The organism is Mesorhizobium sp. ESP-6-4, from assembly GCF_020164735.1.
GTDB lineage: Bacteria > Pseudomonadota > Alphaproteobacteria > Rhizobiales > Rhizobiaceae > Mesorhizobium.
In genome coordinates this window covers 1-20,402 of the sequence record NZ_JAIUGS010000006.1, presented here as the reverse complement: position 1 = coordinate 20,402, position 20,402 = coordinate 1, and the positions used below count along the sequence as shown (strand labels likewise).

The 20,402-nt window shown below is 65.4% G+C and carries 16 protein-coding genes; 6 read left to right on the top strand and 10 right to left on the bottom strand.

Annotated elements, in window-relative coordinates; genetic code table 11:
- Positions 1-15: 15 nt before the first annotated feature.
- The 6 genes from LB523_RS13545 to LB523_RS13520 all read left to right on the top strand — a co-directional run bounded on the left by LB523_RS13545 (position 16) and on the right by LB523_RS13520 (position 6,368).
- Positions 16-927: a sugar phosphate isomerase/epimerase family protein gene (locus LB523_RS13545; RefSeq protein WP_224603234.1), complete on the top strand. Its 912-nt coding sequence runs from the start codon at positions 16-18 to the stop codon at positions 925-927.
- A gap of 52 nt (positions 928-979) precedes the next feature.
- Entirely contained in the window at positions 980-2,032 is a 1,053-nt protein-coding gene (locus LB523_RS13540) for an ABC transporter substrate-binding protein (protein WP_411908997.1), read from the top strand.
- 219 nt (positions 2,033-2,251) lie between these two features.
- Positions 2,252-3,796 carry a sugar ABC transporter ATP-binding protein gene (locus LB523_RS13535; RefSeq protein ID WP_224603769.1) on the top strand — a complete coding sequence of 515 codons (1,545 nt, stop codon included), beginning with the start codon at positions 2,252-2,254 and terminating at the stop codon, positions 3,794-3,796.
- Positions 3,793-4,779 carry an ABC transporter permease gene (locus LB523_RS13530; RefSeq protein WP_140846304.1) on the top strand — a complete coding sequence of 329 codons (987 nt, stop codon included), beginning with the start codon at positions 3,793-3,795 and terminating at the stop codon, positions 4,777-4,779. Before LB523_RS13535 ends, LB523_RS13530 begins: the two co-directional genes overlap by 4 nt.
- Positions 4,776-5,762, top strand: a complete 987-nt coding sequence (locus LB523_RS13525; RefSeq protein WP_140688410.1) for an ABC transporter permease — start codon at positions 4,776-4,778, stop codon at positions 5,760-5,762. Before LB523_RS13530 ends, LB523_RS13525 begins: the two co-directional genes overlap by 4 nt.
- A gap of 102 nt (positions 5,763-5,864) precedes the next feature.
- Positions 5,865-6,368: a hypothetical protein gene (locus LB523_RS13520; protein ID WP_224603232.1), complete on the top strand. Its 504-nt coding sequence runs from the start codon at positions 5,865-5,867 to the stop codon at positions 6,366-6,368.
- Between the two features lie 89 nt (positions 6,369-6,457).
- Here the strand turns inward: LB523_RS13520 and LB523_RS13515 are convergent, their stop codons facing one another.
- From LB523_RS13515 to LB523_RS13470, 10 genes are all read right to left on the bottom strand, one after another.
- A complete protein-coding gene (locus LB523_RS13515) occupies positions 6,458-9,127 on the bottom strand; it encodes a nitrate reductase (RefSeq protein ID WP_224603230.1) in 2,670 nt (889 codons plus the stop codon).
- 3 nt (positions 9,128-9,130) lie between these two features.
- Entirely contained in the window at positions 9,131-9,460 is a 330-nt protein-coding gene (nirD, locus tag LB523_RS13510) for a nitrite reductase small subunit NirD (RefSeq protein ID WP_224524629.1), read from the bottom strand.
- Positions 9,461-9,465: 5 nt separating this feature from the next.
- A complete protein-coding gene (nirB, locus tag LB523_RS13505) occupies positions 9,466-11,916 on the bottom strand; it encodes a nitrite reductase large subunit NirB (protein ID WP_224603227.1) in 2,451 nt (816 codons plus the stop codon).
- 16 nt (positions 11,917-11,932) lie between these two features.
- On the bottom strand, positions 11,933-13,234 hold the full coding sequence (locus tag LB523_RS13500) for an MFS transporter (RefSeq protein ID WP_224603225.1): 1,302 nt from the start codon (positions 13,232-13,234) through the stop codon (positions 11,933-11,935).
- Between the two features lie 64 nt (positions 13,235-13,298).
- A complete protein-coding gene (locus LB523_RS13495; RefSeq protein ID WP_224543498.1) occupies positions 13,299-13,475 on the bottom strand; it encodes a twin-arginine translocation signal domain-containing protein in 177 nt (58 codons plus the stop codon).
- 320 nt (positions 13,476-13,795) lie between these two features.
- Positions 13,796-15,022, bottom strand: a complete 1,227-nt coding sequence (locus tag LB523_RS13490) for a CmpA/NrtA family ABC transporter substrate-binding protein (protein WP_224603767.1) — start codon at positions 15,020-15,022, stop codon at positions 13,796-13,798.
- Between the two features lie 2 nt (positions 15,023-15,024).
- A complete protein-coding gene (locus LB523_RS13485) occupies positions 15,025-15,627 on the bottom strand; it encodes an ANTAR domain-containing response regulator (RefSeq protein WP_140727844.1) in 603 nt (200 codons plus the stop codon).
- Between the two features lie 137 nt (positions 15,628-15,764).
- Entirely contained in the window at positions 15,765-17,096 is a 1,332-nt protein-coding gene (locus tag LB523_RS13480; RefSeq protein ID WP_224603223.1) for an HlyD family type I secretion periplasmic adaptor subunit, read from the bottom strand.
- Entirely contained in the window at positions 17,093-18,817 is a 1,725-nt protein-coding gene (locus tag LB523_RS13475) for a type I secretion system permease/ATPase (protein ID WP_224603765.1), read from the bottom strand. Before LB523_RS13475 ends, LB523_RS13480 begins: the two co-directional genes overlap by 4 nt.
- 37 nt (positions 18,818-18,854) lie before the next feature.
- The coding region (locus LB523_RS13470; RefSeq protein ID WP_224603220.1) for a VCBS domain-containing protein at positions 18,855-20,402 on the bottom strand (1,548 nt) is incomplete at its 5' end.

The following is a 20,402-nucleotide window of genomic DNA, read 5'->3' as shown; positions in this document are numbered from 1 at the left end:
CAACCGGGAGGGATCATGAAGCTTGGACTGCTGACAGCACCATTCCCCGACACGCCGCTCGGCGAAGTCGCCGACTGGGCGTGCTCGGCCGGCTTCGAGGCGCTGGAAATCGCCTGCTGGCCGAAGACTTCCGGCGCCAGCCGCCGCTACGCCGGCACCAGCCATATCGACGTGGACGTCCCGGCCGCTGAGGCCAAGGACATCGCCGACGAGTTCGCCGGCAAGGGCCTGGCCATCTCGGGTCTCGGCTTCTATCCCAATCCGCTCCATCCCGACCAAGCGCATCGCGAAGCAGTGATCGACCATCTGAAGAAGGTGATCGTGCTTGCCAGCCGCATGGGCGTGCCGCTCGTCAACACCTTCTGCGGCGGTGACGCTTCGAAGACTATCGACGCCAACTGGGAAGATGCGCAGAAAATCTGGCCGGCGATCATCGCCCATGCCCGCGAGCATGGCGTAAAACTCGCCTTCGAGAACTGCCCGATGATCTTCAGCTATGACGAATGGCCGGGCGGGCACAACATCGCCTACTCGCCCTATGTCTGGCGCCGCATCCTGGAATCCTGGGGCGGCGATGTCGGCATGAACTTCGATCCCTCGCATCTCGTCTGGCAGATGATCAACAAGGAGCGCTTCATCCGCGAGTTCGGCGCAAACATGCTGCATGTGCATGCCAAGGATCTGATGATTGATCATGATGGTTTGTACGAGCGCGGAATCCTTTCCGCTGGCATAGGCTGGCAGGTGCCGCGCATGCCGGGGCTTGGGGATATCGACTGGAGCAGGATTTTTTCGGGCCTCTACCGGGCCGGCTATGACGGACCGGTCGTCATCGAGCATGAGGACCGGCGCTTCGAGGGGACGGATGAAAAGGTCAAGCGCGGCTTCCTGCTGGCCCGCGACGTGCTGCGCCCCTTCATCAAATGACGAAAGCTTGGCTCCGACTGAATCAGAGCCTGGAACCGAACTGAAAAGATCAATGTGGAGGAGTACTGAAATGAAAAGACATCTGACCGTGGCCTCGCTCCTTGCCGGCGCCGCGCTGCTTGCCTCGGCGGGCGCCTCGGCCGCCGCCGGCAAGTACACGATCGGCATTTCCAACACTGTGCAGGGCAATGGCTGGCGCGAGGAAATGATCTGTGCGATGAAGGCGCAGGCGCTCGCTTCGGGCGAAGTGGCGAAGCTCAACATCGCCCACCGCAACACCGACGCTGCCGGTCAGTTGGAAGACATCCGCAACCTGATCAGCGCCAAGGTCGACGCCATCGTCGTCAACCCGGCCGATCCGGCCGGCATCAAGGCCGGCCTCGAGGAAGCCACCAAGGCAGGCATCGTCGTCGTCGCCGTCGACCAGGCGGTAACCGAGCCGTCCGCCTACATCATCTCCAACAACCAGGAACAATATGCCTATCTCGGCGCCAAGTGGCTGTTCCAGCAGATGGGCGGCAAGGGTGAGGTGCTCTACATGCGCGGCGCCGCCGGCGCTTCGGCCGACTCGGATCGCGACAAAGGCTTCAAGAAGGCGCTCGCCGAATTCCCAGACGTGAAGGTCGCGCAGGAAGTCTTCACCGGCTGGCAGCAGGATCAGGCCAAGCAGCAGATCCTGTCCTTCCTCGCCACCGGCACCCCGATCAACGGTATCTGGACCTCGGGCATCGACAACGTCATCGTCGATGCGCTGGTCGAGCAGCAGGCGCCGATGGTGCCTGTGGTCGGCGCCGACAATGCCGGCTTCGTCGGTCAGTTGAGCTCGGTCAAGGGTCTGGTGGGCGCGGCCGTCACCAATCCCGGTTCGATCGGCGGCGCCGGCGTGACGCTGGCGCTGCAGATCCTCGACGGCAAGAAGCCGGCGCAGCAGACCGTCCTGGTCGAGCCGCAGCTTTGGGAAAACGCCACCGACGAAGGCAAGGCCAAGCTGAAGAGCGTCGTCGACCCCTCGCTCAGCCCCGAATGGCCTGTCTCGATCTCGATCCCGGATTGGACGACCTACACCAAGGATCAGATCATCGCCTGCAAGGGCCCGGGCGAATAAGCGACGAAACCCTCTTCTGCCTTCTCCCCTTGTGGGAGAAGGTGGATCGGCGCGTAGCGCCGAGACGGATGAGGGGTATTCCAGGGAACGCCAACGTCTCACTCCGCTGGAGCACCCCTCATCCGTCGCCTTCGGCGACACCTTCTCCCACAAGAGGAGGTCAGCCGCGGCCTGCATCGGTTTTTGGAACGAGAACCACACCATTTGACAACAAACCCGTTGCCGCAAAGCCCTCTCCTCGACGCCACCGGCGTAGCGAAGAACTATGGTGCAGTTGCCGCGCTGCGTAACGCCTCGCTGTCCGTGCTGCCGGGCGAGGTGCACGCGCTGATGGGCGCCAATGGCGCCGGCAAGTCGACGCTGGTGAAGATCCTGACGGGGGCGATCAAGGCGGACGCCGGGCGCATCCTGATCCGCGGCCAGCAGCTCGATGTCCGCTCGCCCGCCGCCGCCCGCCGCGCCGGCCTGCTGCCGGTCTACCAGGAACCTTCGCTGATCCCCGACCTCGATGTCCTATCCAATCTGCGGCTCACCGGCACGCCGGTCGAGCCGTTCCGCGCCTGGGTGCGCGAGCTCGGCATTCCCGACCTCGATATCCGCGAGACGGCGCGTCATATCCCCTTGGCCATCCTGCGCGTGCTCGACTTGGCGCGCGCGCTCGCCGTCGAACCCGACGTGCTTCTTCTCGACGAGATGACCGCGGCGCTACCGGCGAACCTCGCTGAGAAAGTGCTGGAAGTCGTGCGCCGCCAGGGCGACGCCGGCCGTTCCGTCATCTTCATCTCGCACCGTTTCGTCGAGATCTCCGCGCTCTGCGACCGCGCCACCGTGCTGCGCGACGGCGCAACCGTCGGCGTCGTCGACATTGAGCCCGGCATCGAGGAAAGAATAGTCGAGATGATGCTCGGCACCCGCATCGAGAAGACGCGCGTCGCCGCGCGCGCAGCCAGTGAGATGGCAGGCGCCGGCGGCGGTCGTCCGCGATTGTCGGTCCGCAACCTGCAGCTAGGCACCAAGCTCAACGACGTCTCCTTCGATCTCGCCAATGGCGAGGTCGCCGGCGTCTTTGCACTCGAAGGTCAGGGCCAGGACGAGCTCTTCGCCGCGCTTGCCGGCTCGATCCGTCCGACCGGCGGCAGCATCGACGTCGACGGCGCGCCGGTCAAATTCTCGCATCCGGGCGACGCCATCCAGGCCGGCATCGCCTATGTGCCGGGCGACCGCGCCGAGGCCTTGGCCATGCAGCGTTCGGTGCGCGAGAACATCGCGCTGCCCTTCAGCGCGGCGCCGCGCAAATGGGGCCCGATCCGCATGCGCCGCGAGCAGGTGGTGGTTTCCGGCGCCATCGGCAGGTTGCAGATCGATACCCGCGCCCAGGGCGAAGTGCAGCGCCTGTCCGGCGGCAACCAGCAGAAGGTGACCATCGCTCGCTGGATCGCCGCCAACGCTCGCACCATCCTTTGCTTCGACGCGACGCGCGGCATCGATGTCGGCACCAAGCAGGAGATCTACAAGCTGCTGCGCGAGCTCGCCGGCCAGGGTAAGTCGGTGCTGTTCTACACATCCGAGATGGAAGAGGTGCAGCGTGTCTGCGACCGCGTCATCGTCATCTTCGGCGGCCGCGTCGTCGACACTTTCCCGGTCGAAGAAGCCGACGAAGCGGCATTGATGCGGGCCGCCTACGGCCTGCCGCGCGGCGCCAGGGCGGATGTCGGCATCCTTGCCGAGGTCAAACCCGGTTCCAGCGCCGAGGCCGCGTCATGAGCCGCTTCTTGCGAAACCAAGGCTGGGTGGCAGGCCTGTTCGCCCTGCTGATCTTTGTCTTCGTCGTCACCAAGCTGATCCAGCCGGGCTATGGCAGCGGCGACTTCGGTTCCCTGGCGCGGGCGGTTCTGCCTTACGCCTTTGCCGTCGCGGCCCAGACCGTCGTCGTCATCGCCGGCGGCATCGATCTGTCGGTCGCCGCCATGATGGCGCTGACCAGCGTGACCGCTGCCTCGATGATGAACGGCGCCAGCGAGGAATATGCATTGTTCGTCGTGCCCTTTGTGCTGGCCATGGGGCTGGTGCTCGGCGCGCTGAACGGCGTGCTTATCGTCGTCACGCGGGTGCCCGACATTGTCGTCACCTTGGCCATGCTGTTCGTGCTGCAGGGCGCGGCGCTGCTGGTGCTTGGTGCTCCCGGCGGCGCCGCCGCCGAGTGGCTGAAGGCCAGCGTCATCGGCACCGCGCCCATCCCCGGCCTGCCGGACTGGGCCGACGCCTGGGTGCCGAAAGCCCTGGTGCTGCTCGTCGTCTGCCTCTGCATCGTGTGGATTCCGCTCAGGCGCTCGCGGCTTGGCCTCTCCATCTATGCCATCGGCAGCGACGAACTCGCCGCCTTTCGCAGCGGCGTGCCGGTGGCGCGCACCAGGATCGTCGCCTATGCGCTCTCCGGCCTGTTCGCCGCGATGGGCGGATTGTCTCTCACCATCAGCACCGGCATTGGCGCGCCCATTCCCGGGCCTTATCTGCTCGCCAGCGTCGCCGCCGTCGTGCTGGGCGGCGTCGCGCTCGGCGGCGGCAAGGGCGGCCTGCTCGGGCCGATCATCGCCGTCTTCGTGCTGCGGCTGGTGCGCACCGATCTGACGCTTCTGGCCATCGATCCGAACGTTACCGCCATCATCGAAGGCGCGATCATGGTCGCGGTCGTGATGTTCGGCGCCTTCATCACCATCCGCGGCCGTCCGGTGGGAGCAACGCCATGACTGACATCGCGACCATGCCCCAGCCGGTCTCGTTCGGCCGCCGCTTGAAGCGCTTCATGGCGGACCGGCCGCTCATCCCGCTGATCATCCTTTTGATCGTCCTCGTGGCGATCCTGCAGGTCCTGCGTCCGGGCATCGTCAACGAGCGCTGGATCGCCAACACGGCGAAATTCGCCATCCCGCTGGCGATCCTCGCCGGCTGCCAGACCATGACCATGCTGACCGGCGGCATCGACCTTTCGGTCGGCACCGTGGCGACGATGAGCGCCTTCATCATGGCGACGCAAATCGTCAACCAGGATCCGGCGGTGGCTTTCCTGCTGGCCATGCTGCCCGCCGTGCTGATCGGCCTCGTCAACGGCATCGGCGTCGGCGTGTTTCGGGTGCATCCGCTGATCATGACGCTGGGCACCAGCCTGATAGGCACCGGTTTCCTGCAGGTCTACCAGCGCACCGTCATCGCGTCCGGCGCCAGGATTCCCGATTTCCTCAACTGGCTGGGCACCGGCCTCACCTACGGCTTTCCCAACGCGCTCTTCCTGTTCGTGCCGGTGGCGGTGCTGATCGTCTTTATGCTGAACCGCACCGGCTTCGGCCGCCTGCTCTATGCCGTCGGCGATAACGAACGCGCCGCGCGCCTGTCAGGCGTCCGCTACTGGCAGGTGATCACGGCGCTCTATGTCCTCTCCAGCCTGCTCGCCGGCATCACCGGCCTGCTCTATATAGGCCTGATCAAGGCGCCCTCGCTGTCGCTCGCCGAGCCGCTGGTGCTGCCTTCGGTGGCGGCAGCCGTCATCGGCGGCACCTCGATCTTCGGCGGTCGCGGCGGCTACACCGGCACCATCGTCGGCGCGCTGATCCTGACGGTGCTGACGACGCTGCTCACCATCCTGCAGATGCCCGAAGGCGGCCGCCGCATTTTGTTCGGTTTCATCGTGCTGTTCGTGACGGCGGCGTATTTGAGGATCATCGAGGATCGGTAGTATTTGAGCTAAGGCATGTCGCGCAAAAGTGTGCAGCGGTTTTGCGGCAACGACATGCACAAAATAAGCGGCTCATCCCTGTCGCATCGGAGAGGCACCCTTATGGCCGAGCGTTCGCGTGCTGCTGCAAACAGTCCCGCCGACGATGACCCTCGTCTTGCGTTCATCTATCAGGAGGCGGTGAGAGGTCTCACCCATCAGCAGACCGTGGTGGAGAACATGAGCACCCGCGCCGGCAGCCTGATCTTCGCCACAGCATTCGCGAACTCGCTGCTCGGCGGCGCGGCCCTTTCCGACGGGCTCGGGCTTTGGGAATGGATTGCGGTGTCGCTGCTGTTCAGCATCGGCGGGCTCATCGTCTTCATGCTTTGGCCTTACCACCAATACTCATTCCGCTTCGATCCGGAAGAACTGCTGCATCAATATGTCGATGGCGACGGGCCGGCATCGATGTCGGCGATGCACCGCGCCCTTGCTCTTCGCATCAAGGCGGACATGGCCGCCAACTTGCGAATCATCCAGCGCCTGCGGGTGGCTCTGCAGATCGCGCTGCTCTTTCTGTTGCTCGACATTCTGGCATGGCTCTTGGCGATCGCGGGCGTCTGAGCCAAAACCGCGCTGTAGCCTTATGCGGGACCAGTGCAGAAAGACCCGGAGTAGAACGTTTCGATGCCGGCGACGGCGACACGCATGGTTTACTCGGCAGCCTGCACACGGCGGGCGTCGATGATCGCCCTGATCTCCGAGCGGCATGAGCCGCAATTGGTGCCCGCGCGCAGTGTCGAGCCGATCGCTTCGAGGCTGTCGCATCCCGCGGCGACCGCCGAAGCGAGCTGGTTGGCGCCGACATGGAAGCAGGCGCACACGACGCGCCCGATCGCAGGCATGGGCACTGGCGAGCGACCGGACAGAAGCGCGTGCCGGTCTGTAGCCGAGAGCGGCTGGCGCGTGGCGAGCAGCGACACCAGCCAGTCCCGCATGGGCAACTGGTCCGGAGCGGCGACCAGCAGGGCTTCGGCCATGGCGCCGCCTTCGTCGATGGCGGCTGCGCGATAGGCGAGCCCGCGACGGTCGGTGTATTCCAGGAGCTGATCCCGTCGCTGCGCGCCGAGCAGCTTGCGCGCCAGGAGAATGCCCTGGTCCGGCGGCTCGGTTCCGGTGAGCTCGTAAATCCATCCGCCCTCGACAGCATGCCGGCTCCAGTGAACGAAACCGGTCGGCCTGAGATCGCGCCGCGTGATGAGCACACCCGCCCAGCCAGCCTCTTCCCGCGCGATCCTGGCGGGGACATGCTTGAGCTCCGGCTGGCCGGAATGCGGATCGGTGACCGGCGAGGACAAGAGGCCGGCTGCTGCCCTGGCCGCGAACTGGCCGCTCCAATGCATGGGCATGAAGGCTTGGCCGCGCCGCTGTGCGTCGGCCACGCGCACCCTGGCGCGGACGAAGCCGAAGCGGGTTGAAAGATGAGCGAGGTCGCCATCCTTGAGCTGATGCGCCGCCGCGTCCGCCGGATGGAGGTCGACTGCGGGCTCCGGCGCGTTCGCCATCAAACGCGGCACGTTTCCGGTGCGCGTCATAGTGTGCCACTGGTCGCGCAGCCGGCCGGTGTTCAAGGCAAGCGGATAGTCCGCGTCGACCGTGAAGGCCGTCGCCTCCTGCCGCACCGGCACGAAACGCGCGCGGCCGTCTTGTGTCGGGAAACGGCCATCGGAGAAAAGTCTCGTCTGGTGGCCGCCTCGCTCCGACGCGGGCCAATGGCGCGGCACGAAGGCGGAATAATCTTCATCGCTGAGATCAGCCACACCGCCAAGGTCGAACAGACGCTTGCCGTCGTTCTCGAAGGCGGAGAGCGCTGCATGCTCGCGGAAGATCGCGGCCGGCGTCCGGTAGGCGAAGGCCTCGCCAAAGCCCATGCGCGCGGCGACCTCGCAGATGATACGCCAGTCGGCTTTCGCCTCGCCGGGCGGCGGCAGGAACGGCCGCTGGCGCGAGAGGCGCCGTTCCGAATTGGTGACGGTGCCGTCCTTCTCACCCCAGGCGGCGGCCGGCAGCAGCACGTCGGCATAGCGCGTGGTGTCGGTGCGGGTCACGTCGGAGACCGCGACGAAATCGCATTTGGACAACGCAGCGCGCACGCGCGAAGCGTCGGGCATCGAGACGGCGGGATTGGTGCCCATGACCCACAAGGCCTTGACGCGGCCGTCCGCGACCGCCTGGAACATGTCCACGGCTTTCAAGCCGCCGCGCCGCGCGACGTTCGGCGCATTCCAGAAGCGGGAAACCCGGTCGATATTGGCCTCGTCTCCGAAATCCATGTGCGCGGCGAGCTGGTTGGCAAGCCCTCCGACCTCGCGCCCGCCCATGGCGTTCGGCTGTCCGGTGACCGAGAACGGCCCCATGCCGGGCCTGCCGATGCGGCCGGTGGCGAGATGGCAGTTGATTATGGCGTTGACCTTGTCGGTCCCGTGCGCCGACTGGTTGACGCCTTGGCTGTAGACGGTCACCGCTCGCTCGGTCTCGACGAAGAGATCATAGAAGGCCTGGACGTCGGCTGCCGCCAGCCCGCAGCCCTTTGCCACGCGCGCGACCGACGGCGCATCGGCACCGGCCAAGGAAGCTGCGGCATCAAAGCCCGAGGTACTCTCGCGGATGAAATCGGCATCGATCTTTCCGGCCTGCATGAGATGCGCAAGCAGCCCGTTGAACAGCAGCACATCCGTGCCCGGATCGAGCGCCAGATGCAGGTCGCATTCGTCGGCGGTTGCGGTGCGGCGCGGGTCGATGACGACGATCCTGGTTCCGCGTTCCTTTCGCGCCGCGAGCATGCGCTGATAGAGCACCGGATGGCACCATGCGGTGTTGGAGCCGGTGAGCACGATGAGGTCGGCGCACTCGAAATCCTCATAGACACCGGGAACGAGGTCCTCGCCGAAAGCGCGGCGATGGCCGGCGACGGACGAGGCCATGCAGAGCCGCGAATTGGTGTCGATATTGGCCGAGCCGATGAAGCCCTTCATCAGCTTGTTGGCGACGTAATAGTCCTCGGTGAGCAACTGGCCGGAGACATAGAAGGCGACAGAGTCCGGGCCGTGCTCGGCGACAGCCTGCGAGAATTTCGCGGCCACGAGGTCGAGCGCTTCGTCCCAGCTCGCCGGCTTGCCGAGAATTTCCGGCCGCAGCAAACGGCCTCCGAGGCCAAGCGTCTCGCCGAGAGCCGAACCCTTCGAGCAGAGCTTGCCGAAATTGGCCGGATGATCGGGGTCGCCGCGGACGGTCGTCGTGCCGTCCGCGGCGACTTCGGCGAGCACGCCGCAGCCCACCCCGCAATAGGGGCAGGTGGTCCTCACCTCGCGTGCTTCTTGCATGCCTCAGGCCGCTTTCGAGGACAGCGCTTCGAGCGCGATGAACAACCGTTCGCCCTCGACCTTGACCGGGATAGTCCGGACCGAGCCTTCGTCGGCGCCAAGCGCCTTGCCTGTCTCCAGCGAGATCACCCAATTGTGCAGCGGGCAAGTCACGGCAGCGCCATGGACGATGCCCTGGCTGAGCGGCCCGCCCTTGTGCGGGCAGTGGTCGTCGATGGCAAACACCTTGTCGTCTGCCGTGCGAAAGACGGCGACCTTGCCTTGCGGTGTCGCAACGCAACGCGCACCGCGCGGCGGAATATCGGTGATGGAGCCGATGGCGATCCAGTTCATATTGGTCACTCCGCCGCCTCCGCGAACCCGACCGACGCCATCGGCCTGAACTCATGCTTGTCCTTGCCGGAGACGCGCTCCGACCACGGATCGACCTGCGCGAATTTTTGGCTGAAGACGAAGCGGTCGAAGAGCGTCCTGCGGCGCTCGGCATCGTCCAGGATCTGCTTCTTGATCTCGGCGGTGCCGATCCGCTTGGCCCATTTGTAGATGCGCTCCAGATAGCGGGCCTGCTCGCGATACATCTGGACGAGCGCCACGATCGCCTCCAGCGCCTCGTCCTCGGTCTTCACCAGCCCCAGCACTTCCGTGCCCTTGATGTCGAGGCCGGCGGCGCCCGCGAAGTGGATCTCGTAGCCAGAGTCGACGCACACCACGCCGACATCCTTGCAGGTCGCTTCCGCGCAGTTGCGCGGGCATCCCGACACCGCCATCTTCACCTTGGCCGGCGTCCAGGAGCCCCACATGAACTTCTCGATACGGATGCCGAGCCCGGTCGAATCCTGCGTGCCGAAGCGGCACCAGTCCGAGCCGACGCAGGTCTTCACCGTGCGCAGGCCCTTGGCATAAGCATGGCCGGAGACGAAGCCCGCCTTGCCGAGATCGGCCCATACCGCCGGCAGGTCTTCCTTGCGGATGCCAAGCATGTCGATGCGCTGGCCGCCCGTCACCTTGACCATCGGGATATCGAACTTGTCGACCACGTCGGCGATGGCGCGCAATTCGCCGGCGCTGGTGACCCCGCCCCACATGCGCGGCACCACTGAATAGGTGCCGTCCTTCTGGATGTTGGCGTGCACGCGCTCGTTGATGAAGCGCGACTGGTAGTCGTCGGCATATTGGTCCGGCCAGTCGCAGACGAGATAGTAGTTGAGCGCCGGCCGGCACTTGGCGCAGCCGCAGGAGGTCTTCCACTCCAGCTCCTGCATGACAGCGGGGATCGTCTTCAGGCCCTTTGCCTTGATCAGGCGCCGCACGTCGTCATGGCCAAGGCTCGTGCAGCTGCACATGGGCTGCACCGCTGCCGGATTGTAGGCGTCACCCAGCGTGAGCTTAAGCAGCTGCTCGACGAGACCCGTGCACGAGCCGCACGAGGCCGAGGCCTTGGTGTGGGCGCGCACGTCGTCGAGGCCGGTCAGCCCCTTGGCCGTGATCGCGCCGGTGATCTTGCCTTTGCAGACGCCGTTGCAGCCGCAGATTTCCGCATCATCCGCCAGTGCCGCAACGGCCGCCAAAGGGTCCGAGGAAACGCCCCCCTGGAACGCCTGGCCGAAGATCAGCGTGTCGCGCATCTCCGAGATGTCGGTCGCCTTCTTCTTGAGGTCGTTGAACCACGCGCCGTCGGCCGTCTCGCCGAACAAGACGGTGCCGATGATGCGGTTGTCCTGCAGCACCACACGCTTGTAGATGCCGGCCGACGCGTCGCGCAGGATGATCTCCTCGCGGTCGTCGCCGTCGGCGAAGTCGCCCAGCGAATAAAGGTCGATGCCGGTGACCTTGAGCTTGGTCGGCGTATCGGAGTGGACGAAGCGCCTGTCCTCACTGTCCGTCAGTTTGGCTGCCGCCACCCGTGCCATCTCGTAGAGAGGCGCGACCAGCCCGTAGACATGGCCGCCGACCTCGGCGCATTCGCCGAGCGCCATGATGGCGGGATCGGAAGTCCGCATGCGGTCGTCGACGACGATGCCGCGACTGACCTCGAGCCCAGCCTCCTTGGCTAAAGCGGTGCTCGGCCGGATGCCGACCGCCATCACCACCAGCGTCGCCGGAATGATCGTGCCGTCCATAAGCTCGACACCCTCGACCTTGCCGTTGCCGACAATGGCCTTGGTGTTGGCCTTGGTCATGACCTTGATGCCGCGCGCCTCGACGGCTTTCTGCAAAAGGTAGCCGGCGGCGGGATCGAGCTGGCGTTCCATCAGCGTCGGCATGACGTGCAGCACGGTGACGTCCATGCCGCGCTCTTTCAGGCCGGCCGCGGCTTCTAGGCCGAGCAGGCCGCCGCCGATGACGACCGCTTTGGCGCGCGACTGCGCGGCAAGCAGCATGGCGTTGACGTCGTCGAGATCGCGGTAGCTGAGCACGCCGGGCAATTCCTTGCCCGGAACCGGAATGATGAAGGGAACCGAGCCGGTGGCGATGACCAGCCTGTCGTAGCTCTCGGTGACGCCGTGGTCCGAGGTGACGGTCTTGGCCTCCCTGTCGATGGCGACGATCCGGTGACCCTTGTAGAGGGTGATGCCGTGCTTGATGTACCAGCCGTCGCCATGGATGACGATTTCCTCGAACGCCTTCTCGCCCGAAAGCACCGGCGACAGCATGATGCGGTCGTAGTTCACGCGCGGTTCGGCGTTGAAGATGGTCACGGCGTAGCGGTCAGGCGCGGCTTCCAGCAGGTGCTCCAGCATCCTGCCCGGCGCCATGCCGTTGCCGATGATGACGAGTTTCTCGGTCATGTCGCTCTGCTCCGATCTATTCGGCGGCGTAGGAAAGGGATGCGTTGTTGACGGCGGCGGCGCGCTCCATCCGGCGGATGGTGACGTGCATCCAGACCAGGCAGGAGACGACGATGAGGAAGAGCAGCATGAAGCAGCTCGACCAGACTCCGGTGAGATCGTTCAGCGCGCCGAAGGCGATCGGCAGGATGAAGCCGCCGAGCCCGCCGATCATGCCGACCACGCCGCCGACCGCGCCGACGCTCTGCGGATAGTAGGCGGGGATGTGCTTGTAGACGGCCGCTTTGCCGAGGCTCATGAAGAAGCCGAGCACGCAGGCGACGGCGATGAAGGCGAGCGGGCCGATCTCGAAATGGAAGGGGATCGGCCCGCTGATGCCGCGCACGACATAGTCTGCCGAGGGGAGAGACAGAACGAGTGTCGCGACGGCACAGACGCTGAAGGTCCAGTAGAGCACGGTGCGGGCGCCGATGCGGTCGGAAAGCACGCCGCCATAGGCGCGGAAGATGCTGGCGGGGATCGAATAGGCGGCGCCGATCATGCCGGCGGTGGCGATGCCGAAACCGTAGACGCCGATCAGGTAGCGCGGCAGCCAGAGCGACAGCGCCACGAACGCGCCGAAGGAGAAGAAATAATAGAACGCGAAGCGCCAGACCCGCAGGTTCTTCAGCGGCGCGAATTCCTGCCAGAAGCTTCTTGCCGGCGCCGCCTTGCCGGCGCGGCGCTCGCGGATGACCGGATCGTCGCCGGTGGTGAACCAGAAGATGGCGGCCATGACGACCAGCGCCGCGGCCCAGATCAACGCCACCGACTGCCAGCCCCAGGCGAGCAGCACGAAGGGCGCAAGGAACTTGGTGACAGCGGCGCCGACATTGCCGACGCCGAAAATGCCGAGCGCGGTGCCTTGTTTTCCAGCCGGGAAGAAGCGCGAGACATAGGCGACGCCGACGGCAAAGGAGCCGCCGGCAAGGCCGACGCCGAGGGCCGCAAGCAGCATCTGACCGTAGGTGTGGGCGAAAGCGAGCAGGAAGGTCGCGATCGCCGCGGCGAGCATGGTCGCTGTATAGACCAGGCGTCCGCCATAGCGGTCGGTCCAGACGCCGAGCACCATGCGCACGAGCGAGCCCGTCAGGATCGGCGTGCCGACGAGCAGGCCGAACTCGGTCTCGTTCAGGCCGAGTTCCTGTTTGATGCGCACGCCGATGATGGAAAAGATCGTCCACACCGCAAAGCACACGGTGAAGGCGATGGTGGACATCACGAGCGCCTGCCTTGAAGCACTGTCCTGGCTGGGCGCGGCTGGGAGGTTTGCGGTCATCTTGAGCTCCGGTTTGCGGCGTGGGAGGCGCCGCTCGTTGTGTTGATCAGAGGCGTGGCATCGGTCAGCGGGGCGAGGCCGGGACTTGCGCACTCACTTGCGGGCTTTTGCCTTCGGTTTGGTGATTGGCTGGAAACAGCAGGAGCGCCGCGGTGAACAGCGCCGCCGTCAGCGCGCTGCTCGCCAGGAAATCGCGGCGGGTGAAATCCCTGAGCAATGTCGTTGCGATCCGTTTGGTCATCGTCGTCTCCGGTCCAAAACGAAAAAAGCCGCCGTCCAAGCCTCGCGCGTCCGTACATCCGGGATCGCGCATTGACCTGAGCGGCAGCTTTGCCTGTGGCGCCCGCCATTGGACGCCTGTTCCATTGCCCGCGAACGGGCTCGATTATTTCAAAGCACGAAGCGTGCCAGTTTCGCTCGAAAGCGGAATTTCAAGGAAAATCAATGACGTGGAAGCTTTGCCCTTCGACCGCGCCGAGCGGCGACGCGGTCAAACATTGATCAATGGCACCAGCATTGCGCATAAATTTTGTGCAATGCACAAGAATGGCGCGAAAATGATCAGGCGCGCCGCTGGCCGGCAATATAGGCGTCTATCCGGTCCGGATCGAAGATCTGGCCGTCGAAAAATCCGTCGGGGCCAAGGACCAGGCTTGCCCCCGCTGAGCCGACCGGCGTTGCCATCCTCAGCGCGCCTTCCACCTTGGCATTGGCGCCTGGCAAGGCGACGCCAAGCGGCCTCAACGCCGCGCGGTAGAGGTCGGGCCGATAGCAGTCGCGGGCGATGGCGAGGTTTTGCGGCGTATGCGGCAACTGCCCCCAACGCACCATCTGCGTGTAGAACCAGAGCGCATGGCTCTTCCAGGGAAAGTTGGCCGCCTTGTCGAAGGGCAGGAAGAAATCCTCGACGCGCCGGGCCGCGCCCCCGCCAAGTTGAAGCTGCCCGGTCAGGGCCGGCATCTGGATCGCCTCCGGCTGGCCGAGAAAGTCGGGCCTCGCCATCAGCGCCGCCAGCTCGCCGCGGTGTGCCAGATCCTGGCACCAGCGGGCGGAATGATGCAGAGCCCTCAGCAGCGCTGCCAGCGCGTCCGGGTTCTGTTCGGCCCACAACTTGCGCACCCCGATCACCTTTTCCGGACTGTTGCGCCACAGCAGCGCCTTCACGGTGACGATGTGGCCGGTGCCCGCCGCGACGGCGGCGCTGTTCCAGGGCTCGCCGACGCAATAGCCGTCGATGCGGCCGGCGGCCAATGCATCGGCCATGAAGGGCGGCGGCACGATGACGATCTCGATATCGCGGTCGGGATCGACGCCGCAGGCGGCGAGCCAGTAGCGCAGCTCATAATTGTGCCCGGAATGCGGATGCACGACGGCGAAACGCAGCGGTTCGCGGCCGGCGGCCGCCCGCTCGCGGATCAGTGCGCCGAGCGCTGCTCCGGCGCGCGCCGGATCGAGGTCAGGTGCTGCGCCATGCGCCGCCATGCCTTGCCACACCGCATTGGAAACAGTGATGCAATTGCCGCCGAGCCCGAGCGAGAACGGCACGATGGTCTCGGAAGCAAGCGGCGTGAGGCCGAGGCTGCAGGCGAGCGGCATCGGCCCGAGCATATGGGCGACATCGAAGTGGCCGATGGCGATGCGGTCGCGGATATTGGCCCAGGAGGTCTCGCGATGCAGCTTGAGCTCGATGCCCTCGCGCGCGGCAAAGCCCATCTCGCCGGCTGCGACCAGGACGGCGCTGTCGAAGAGCGGCATGAAGCCGGCGGTGATCTGATGCGCTGCCGACATGCTCATTCGCCCTCCAGCGGTCCCAGCAATCCCGCCGCCGTCACCAGGCTCTGGGCGATGTCGGCGATCTTGCGGTTCTGGTTCATGGCGGTCTTGCGCAGCAGCGCATAGGCCGCCTCCTCGCTTAAGCCCCGCGACTTCATCAATATGCCCTTGGCCCGGTCGATGACCTTGCGGTTCTCGAGCTCGCTGCGCGCCTCCTCCAGTTCGCGCGCCATGCGCGAGAAAGCATTGAAGCGGCTGATCGCCATGTCGAGGATCGGCTTGATGCGTTCCTTCTTCAGCCCGTCGACCACATAGGCGGATACACCGGCATCGACGGCTGCTTCGATCGAGGCCTGGTCGGAGCGGTCGACGAACATCGCGATCGGCCGCTTCACCACGCGCGACAGCTGGAACATGTTCTCCAGCATGTCGCGGTTGGGATTTTCGAGATCGATGACGATGACGTCCGGCTCGATCTCGGCGATGCGCCGGGCGATGCCGGCGACGTCATGGACGACCGTGACATGGCGATGGCCGGCGTCCCGCAATCCGGCCTCGATGATCGAGGCACGGATGCGGTTCTCGTCGATAACAAGGATGGTCAACGAACCGGCGGACATGCGCCTATTGTGCAGGCCGGGCGGAATTGTGCAATGCGGCAATCGACTGGGGTGGATCGCAACCGCCCCCAATGAATGAACTGCTGCGCTATCGCGCCCAACCCTGTGTTGCGGCCAAGGGAGGTTGGCCGCCTTTCTCACTCCTCTCTGAAGGCGTGAGCAAAACTGTCGGCTACCGGCTGGAAGAGATACTCGAGCATGGTTCGCTTGCCTGTAACAACGGAGACCTCCACCGGCATTCCCGGATATAGCTTCACTTGCGGAAGCTTCTTAAGCTCATCGGCGCCCACCTCGACGGTCCCCCGGAAAAAAGTCGCGCCGCTGCGCTCGTCGATCTCTGCGTCGGCCGAAACCCGGGTAAGGGCGCCCTTCACCGTGGGCGTGGTTCTCTGCTTATAGGCGACCAGCCGCACCGTCGCCGGCAGACCTGGGCGAACGACATCGATATCCAGGGGCTGAAGCTTGACATCCAGCACCATCTTGTCCTGATCGGGAACGAGATCGAGAATAATCCCGCCGGGAGGTACAACTCCGCCCGGCGTGAAATATCGAAGGTTCATCACCGCCCCATCTTCCGGCGCAACGACATCGCGGCGCGCCGCGCGCGCGTCGGTCTTCTGAAGCGCCTTTTCGAGCTCGGAGCGTTTGGTCTGGATGTCACGAAGGTCCTCAGCCGCCTTCTTGATGTACGAAAGCCGGCCATTGTCGATCTGCGCATTGGCCTCGGCGATCTGCTGCCGCAGGCTTTCTATGTTCCCACGGTTCGACTCAGCCTCGCCTTGTGCTGCGATGATCTGCCGTTCGAGCTGGAGCACGCGGGACTTCACCCCATAGCCTTTCTTGAGAAGCGTGCGGGCGTCGGCCAACTCTTCCCGCAAAGACGGCAACTGGATCTCGAAGGCCGCAACTCTCGCAGCGAGGGCCGACATCTGGGCATGATACTGGGCGATCCGCTGCTGCCAGACCTCGACCTCCGAAGCCTGAACCTTGGCCTGGTCGCGGAAAATGCGCTCCTGACCGGCAAGGGCCTCGGCGACGGTCGGTTCGCTTCGCCGGGCCGACAGGTCTGCCGGGAATGGAATCGTGCTCAGGCCGTCGCGCTGCGCGATCAGGCGGGCTTCGCCGGCGAGCGCCGCATCGAGTTCACCGCGCACGGCATCGCGGTCGGATTCCGCGTCGAGCCCGTCGAGGCGGACCAGTATCTGGCCCTGCCTGACCTGGTCTCCTTCCCGGACCAGGATTTCCCGGATGATGCCGCCTTCCAGGTGCTGTACGGTCTTGCGGTTGCTGTCGACCTTCACCACCCCGGGCGCGACCGCCGCGCTCGTCAGCGGCGCGGTGGCTGCCCAGAGGCCGAAGCCGCCGAACAGCAGGCCGATGACGGTCAGGCCGCCGAAGACATGGGCGCTCACCGCCGGCCAGGCGGTCGGTGGCGGCGGCATTTCCAACGACAAGGTGGCTTCCGTCACGATCCGGTCCTTTCGGAGCTCACGACCCGAACCTGCGGCGAGGCGGACTGCTGCTCGGGACGGCGCAGTTGCGCAAGCACGCCGTCGCGCGGGCCGAACATCTGCGACTGGCCTTCGTTTAGCACCAGGACGCAATCGACGTTCACCATCAGCGACGGGCGGTGGGCGACGATCACCACGGTCGAACCTGCCTCCTTCATCGCGGCAATCGCCTGGTTCAGGGCTTCCTCGCCGACGGCATCGAGATTGGAGTTCGGCTCGTCCAGCACCAGCAGCGCCGGACGGCGATAGAGCGCCCTGGCAAGCCCTATGCGCTGGCGCTGCCCCCCGGAGAGCACCGAACCCTGCTCGCCTATCTCGGAATCATAGCCATTTGGGAGCCTGAGGATCATCTCGTGCACGCCCGCCATCCGGGCGGCGGCCACGATCTCGGCCGGATCGCCTTGCTCCATGCGGGCGATGTTCTCGCGGACGGTTCCGGGAAAGAGTTCGACGTCCTGGGGGAGATAGCCCACATAGGAGCCGAAATCGGCGCGGTTCCAGGCAAACACGTCGACACTGTCGAGCCGAACCCGCCCCTGCTGTGGCGAAAGCATGCCGACGATCAGGCGGGCAAGCGTCGACTTGCCGGCGGCCGACGGCCCGATCACCGCAAGCACCTGGCCCGGCGGCACGGCGAAGGAGAGGTTCCTGAGCACGGGCTCCTTTGCGCCAGCCGGCATATATGTGACGGCGTCGACCGAGAGCTGTCCCTGGGGACGCGGCAATTCCATCCCCGGCGGGCGCAGCGACGGAGTCTCGAACAGCCGGTCCAGCCGGCGCCAGGCCTCGCGCGCGGCGGTGGTCTGCTTCCAGGTGGCGATAGCCTGCTCAACCGGCGCGAGCGCGCGCGACATGATGATCGACGCCGCGATCATGGCGCCGGGCGAGACTTCGTGGCGCAGCGACAGCCAGGCGCCGAGCCCCAGCACCGCGACCTGCAGGAACATCCGGAACGGCTTGGTGAATGCATTGATCAGGCCGGCCCAGTCGCTGGCGGTTGTCTGCAGCGCGAGCACGGACGCATTGGCCGCGTCCCAACGTCGGGCGAGCACCCCGCCCATGCCCATCCCGTCGATGACTTCGGCATTGCGGAAACCGGCATCCGCCGCTTGGTAGGCGCGCGCGGAAGCGGCGTTGGCCTGCTTGAGCGTGTTGGCCGTCAGCGCGTTGTTGGCAAGGGCGAGGCCGAACAAGATGATCGCGCCGCCCAGCGCCAGAAGTCCGAGCAGGGGATGCAGCAGGAAGACGAAGCCGAGATAGAGCGGCATCCATGGCGCGTCGAACAGCGCCATGATGCCGCCGCCGCCAAGATAGCCGCGCAGCGTGGCGAGGTCGCGCAGCGCCTCGGTGCGGTAGGATGAGCCGCGCAACGCGTTCTCAAGCCCGCGGCCCAGCACCTGCGGCGACAGCACGCGGTCGATCCAGGTGCCGAGCTGCACCAGCAACCGGGAGCGGAAGAATTCGAGCGCGCCCATTGCAGCCAGCGCCGCCGTCGTAATCAGCGTCAGATAGACGAGCGTTTCCACGCTGCGTCCCGTCAGCACGCGATCATAGACCTGCAGCATGTAGATCGAGGTCGAGAGCACGAGCAGGTTGATGACGAAGCTGAACCCCGCCACCGCGGCGAAACCGCCGCGGCAGCGGGAGAGAGCAAGCTTTAGGGGAGAGAGGCCTTGCATCATCTTATCTGCCGCCCTCTGTCACTTTTCATGGTTGTCAGGCGCTCAGGTTGAAGTCGTTGGCAGTGAGCGTGGATACCCCCATCAGATGGATTTCAATGATGTGGGCTCCGCCCGCCACACTCTCGGCCGAGGTTCCGGTATTGGCATAAACGATCGTGTTGCCACTCCCGTCGCTCTGCCAGGCAACGGTATGAGCGGCCAGATTTCCACCCGAGACCGTGCCGGTTGCCGTTAGGCCAAGGGCGCTCGCAAAGTCGATGAAGTCGTGACCCGTTGCCGCCGTCCCGTGCTGGAAATCGAGAATGGTGTCGAAGGCAGAGTGCGTTGAATCGCCTACCGCTTCGAATCTGAAATGATCATCCCCGGCTCCGCCGCTCAACCAGTCGGCGCCGCCAAGGCCCTTGATCGTATCGTTGCCGCTTCCGCCGAAGATGTAGTCGACGCCGCTGGAGCCTGTCAGCCCGTCGGCGCCGGCACGACCGTCCGCGATGTTGGGGTTCGTGCTGCTGAGAACGATTCCGTCATCCCCGCTTCCGCCGCTGCTGCCGTTGCCGATCCAGACATTGAAAGTTAGCGGCGACGAGGAAGCGGCATGGTTGTCGGTCGCGGTGACTGTGAGCGTCCCGTTCAGTGTCTGCCCTGTAGGCACGTTGACAATCAGCGAGCCGTTGCTGGCAACGGAGACCGAGCCATTGCTGTTGAGGCCGGGCGTGAAAGTGCTCGTGAATGTGACGGTGTCCTGAGCATCGGGATCGGTCGAAACAAACGAGCCTAGGCTCGGAGCCTGTCCATCCGCCGATGGCGCCGAGCTTGGGACGAAAACCGGGGCGCTCGGCGCATGGTTGGTCACAGGCTCGTCGGCACCGTTCACCGTGATGTCGATGACGTGGTCCGTGCCATCTACCGACGTTACATGGATCTGATCATGCGGATGATCCGCGGAGTTCAGAGCCTGAACGTTGGCGGCGCCATTGTTGAGCGTATAAACCCAGTTGCCGGCGGCATCGATGGTCAATGACCCGTATGTGCCCGCGATCGGATTGCTGCCGTTGTGCACCTGGAACGAACTCTGCCCTGCGTCAGGGTCGTTGACGGTCAGAGCACCGTTTACGGTCAGCACGGCGTCCTCGGTCACCGAACCGCTGCTGTTGCCGGTAATCGAGGCGGCGTCGTTGGTGCCGGTGATGTTGACGACGATGTCGTGGTGAGCGGTGCCGTCGGCCGACCACACCGTCAGCGTGTCGGTCGCCGGCTCGCCGCCGTTGAGCGCCTGGGTGGCGGCGCGGCTGTCGTCGAGCGCATAGGTCCAGGCGCCCGAGTTCGCGTCGAAGCTGAAGGTGCCGTAGGTGCCGTTGAGGCTCGCCGGCGTCTGGAAGTGCGCCTGGCCGGCGTCGACATCGCTCACCAGAAGCTTGCCCGAGGCGGAGGGATCGCCCGCCGTGCCGTTGTTCACCCCGCCGGCCTCGCTCACCGCCCGGTCGTCGGTGACCGAAGCGTCGACCACGATCGAGGCGGCGTCGTTGGTGCCGGTGATGTTGACGACGATGTCGTGGTGAGCGGTGCCGTCGGCCGACCACACCGT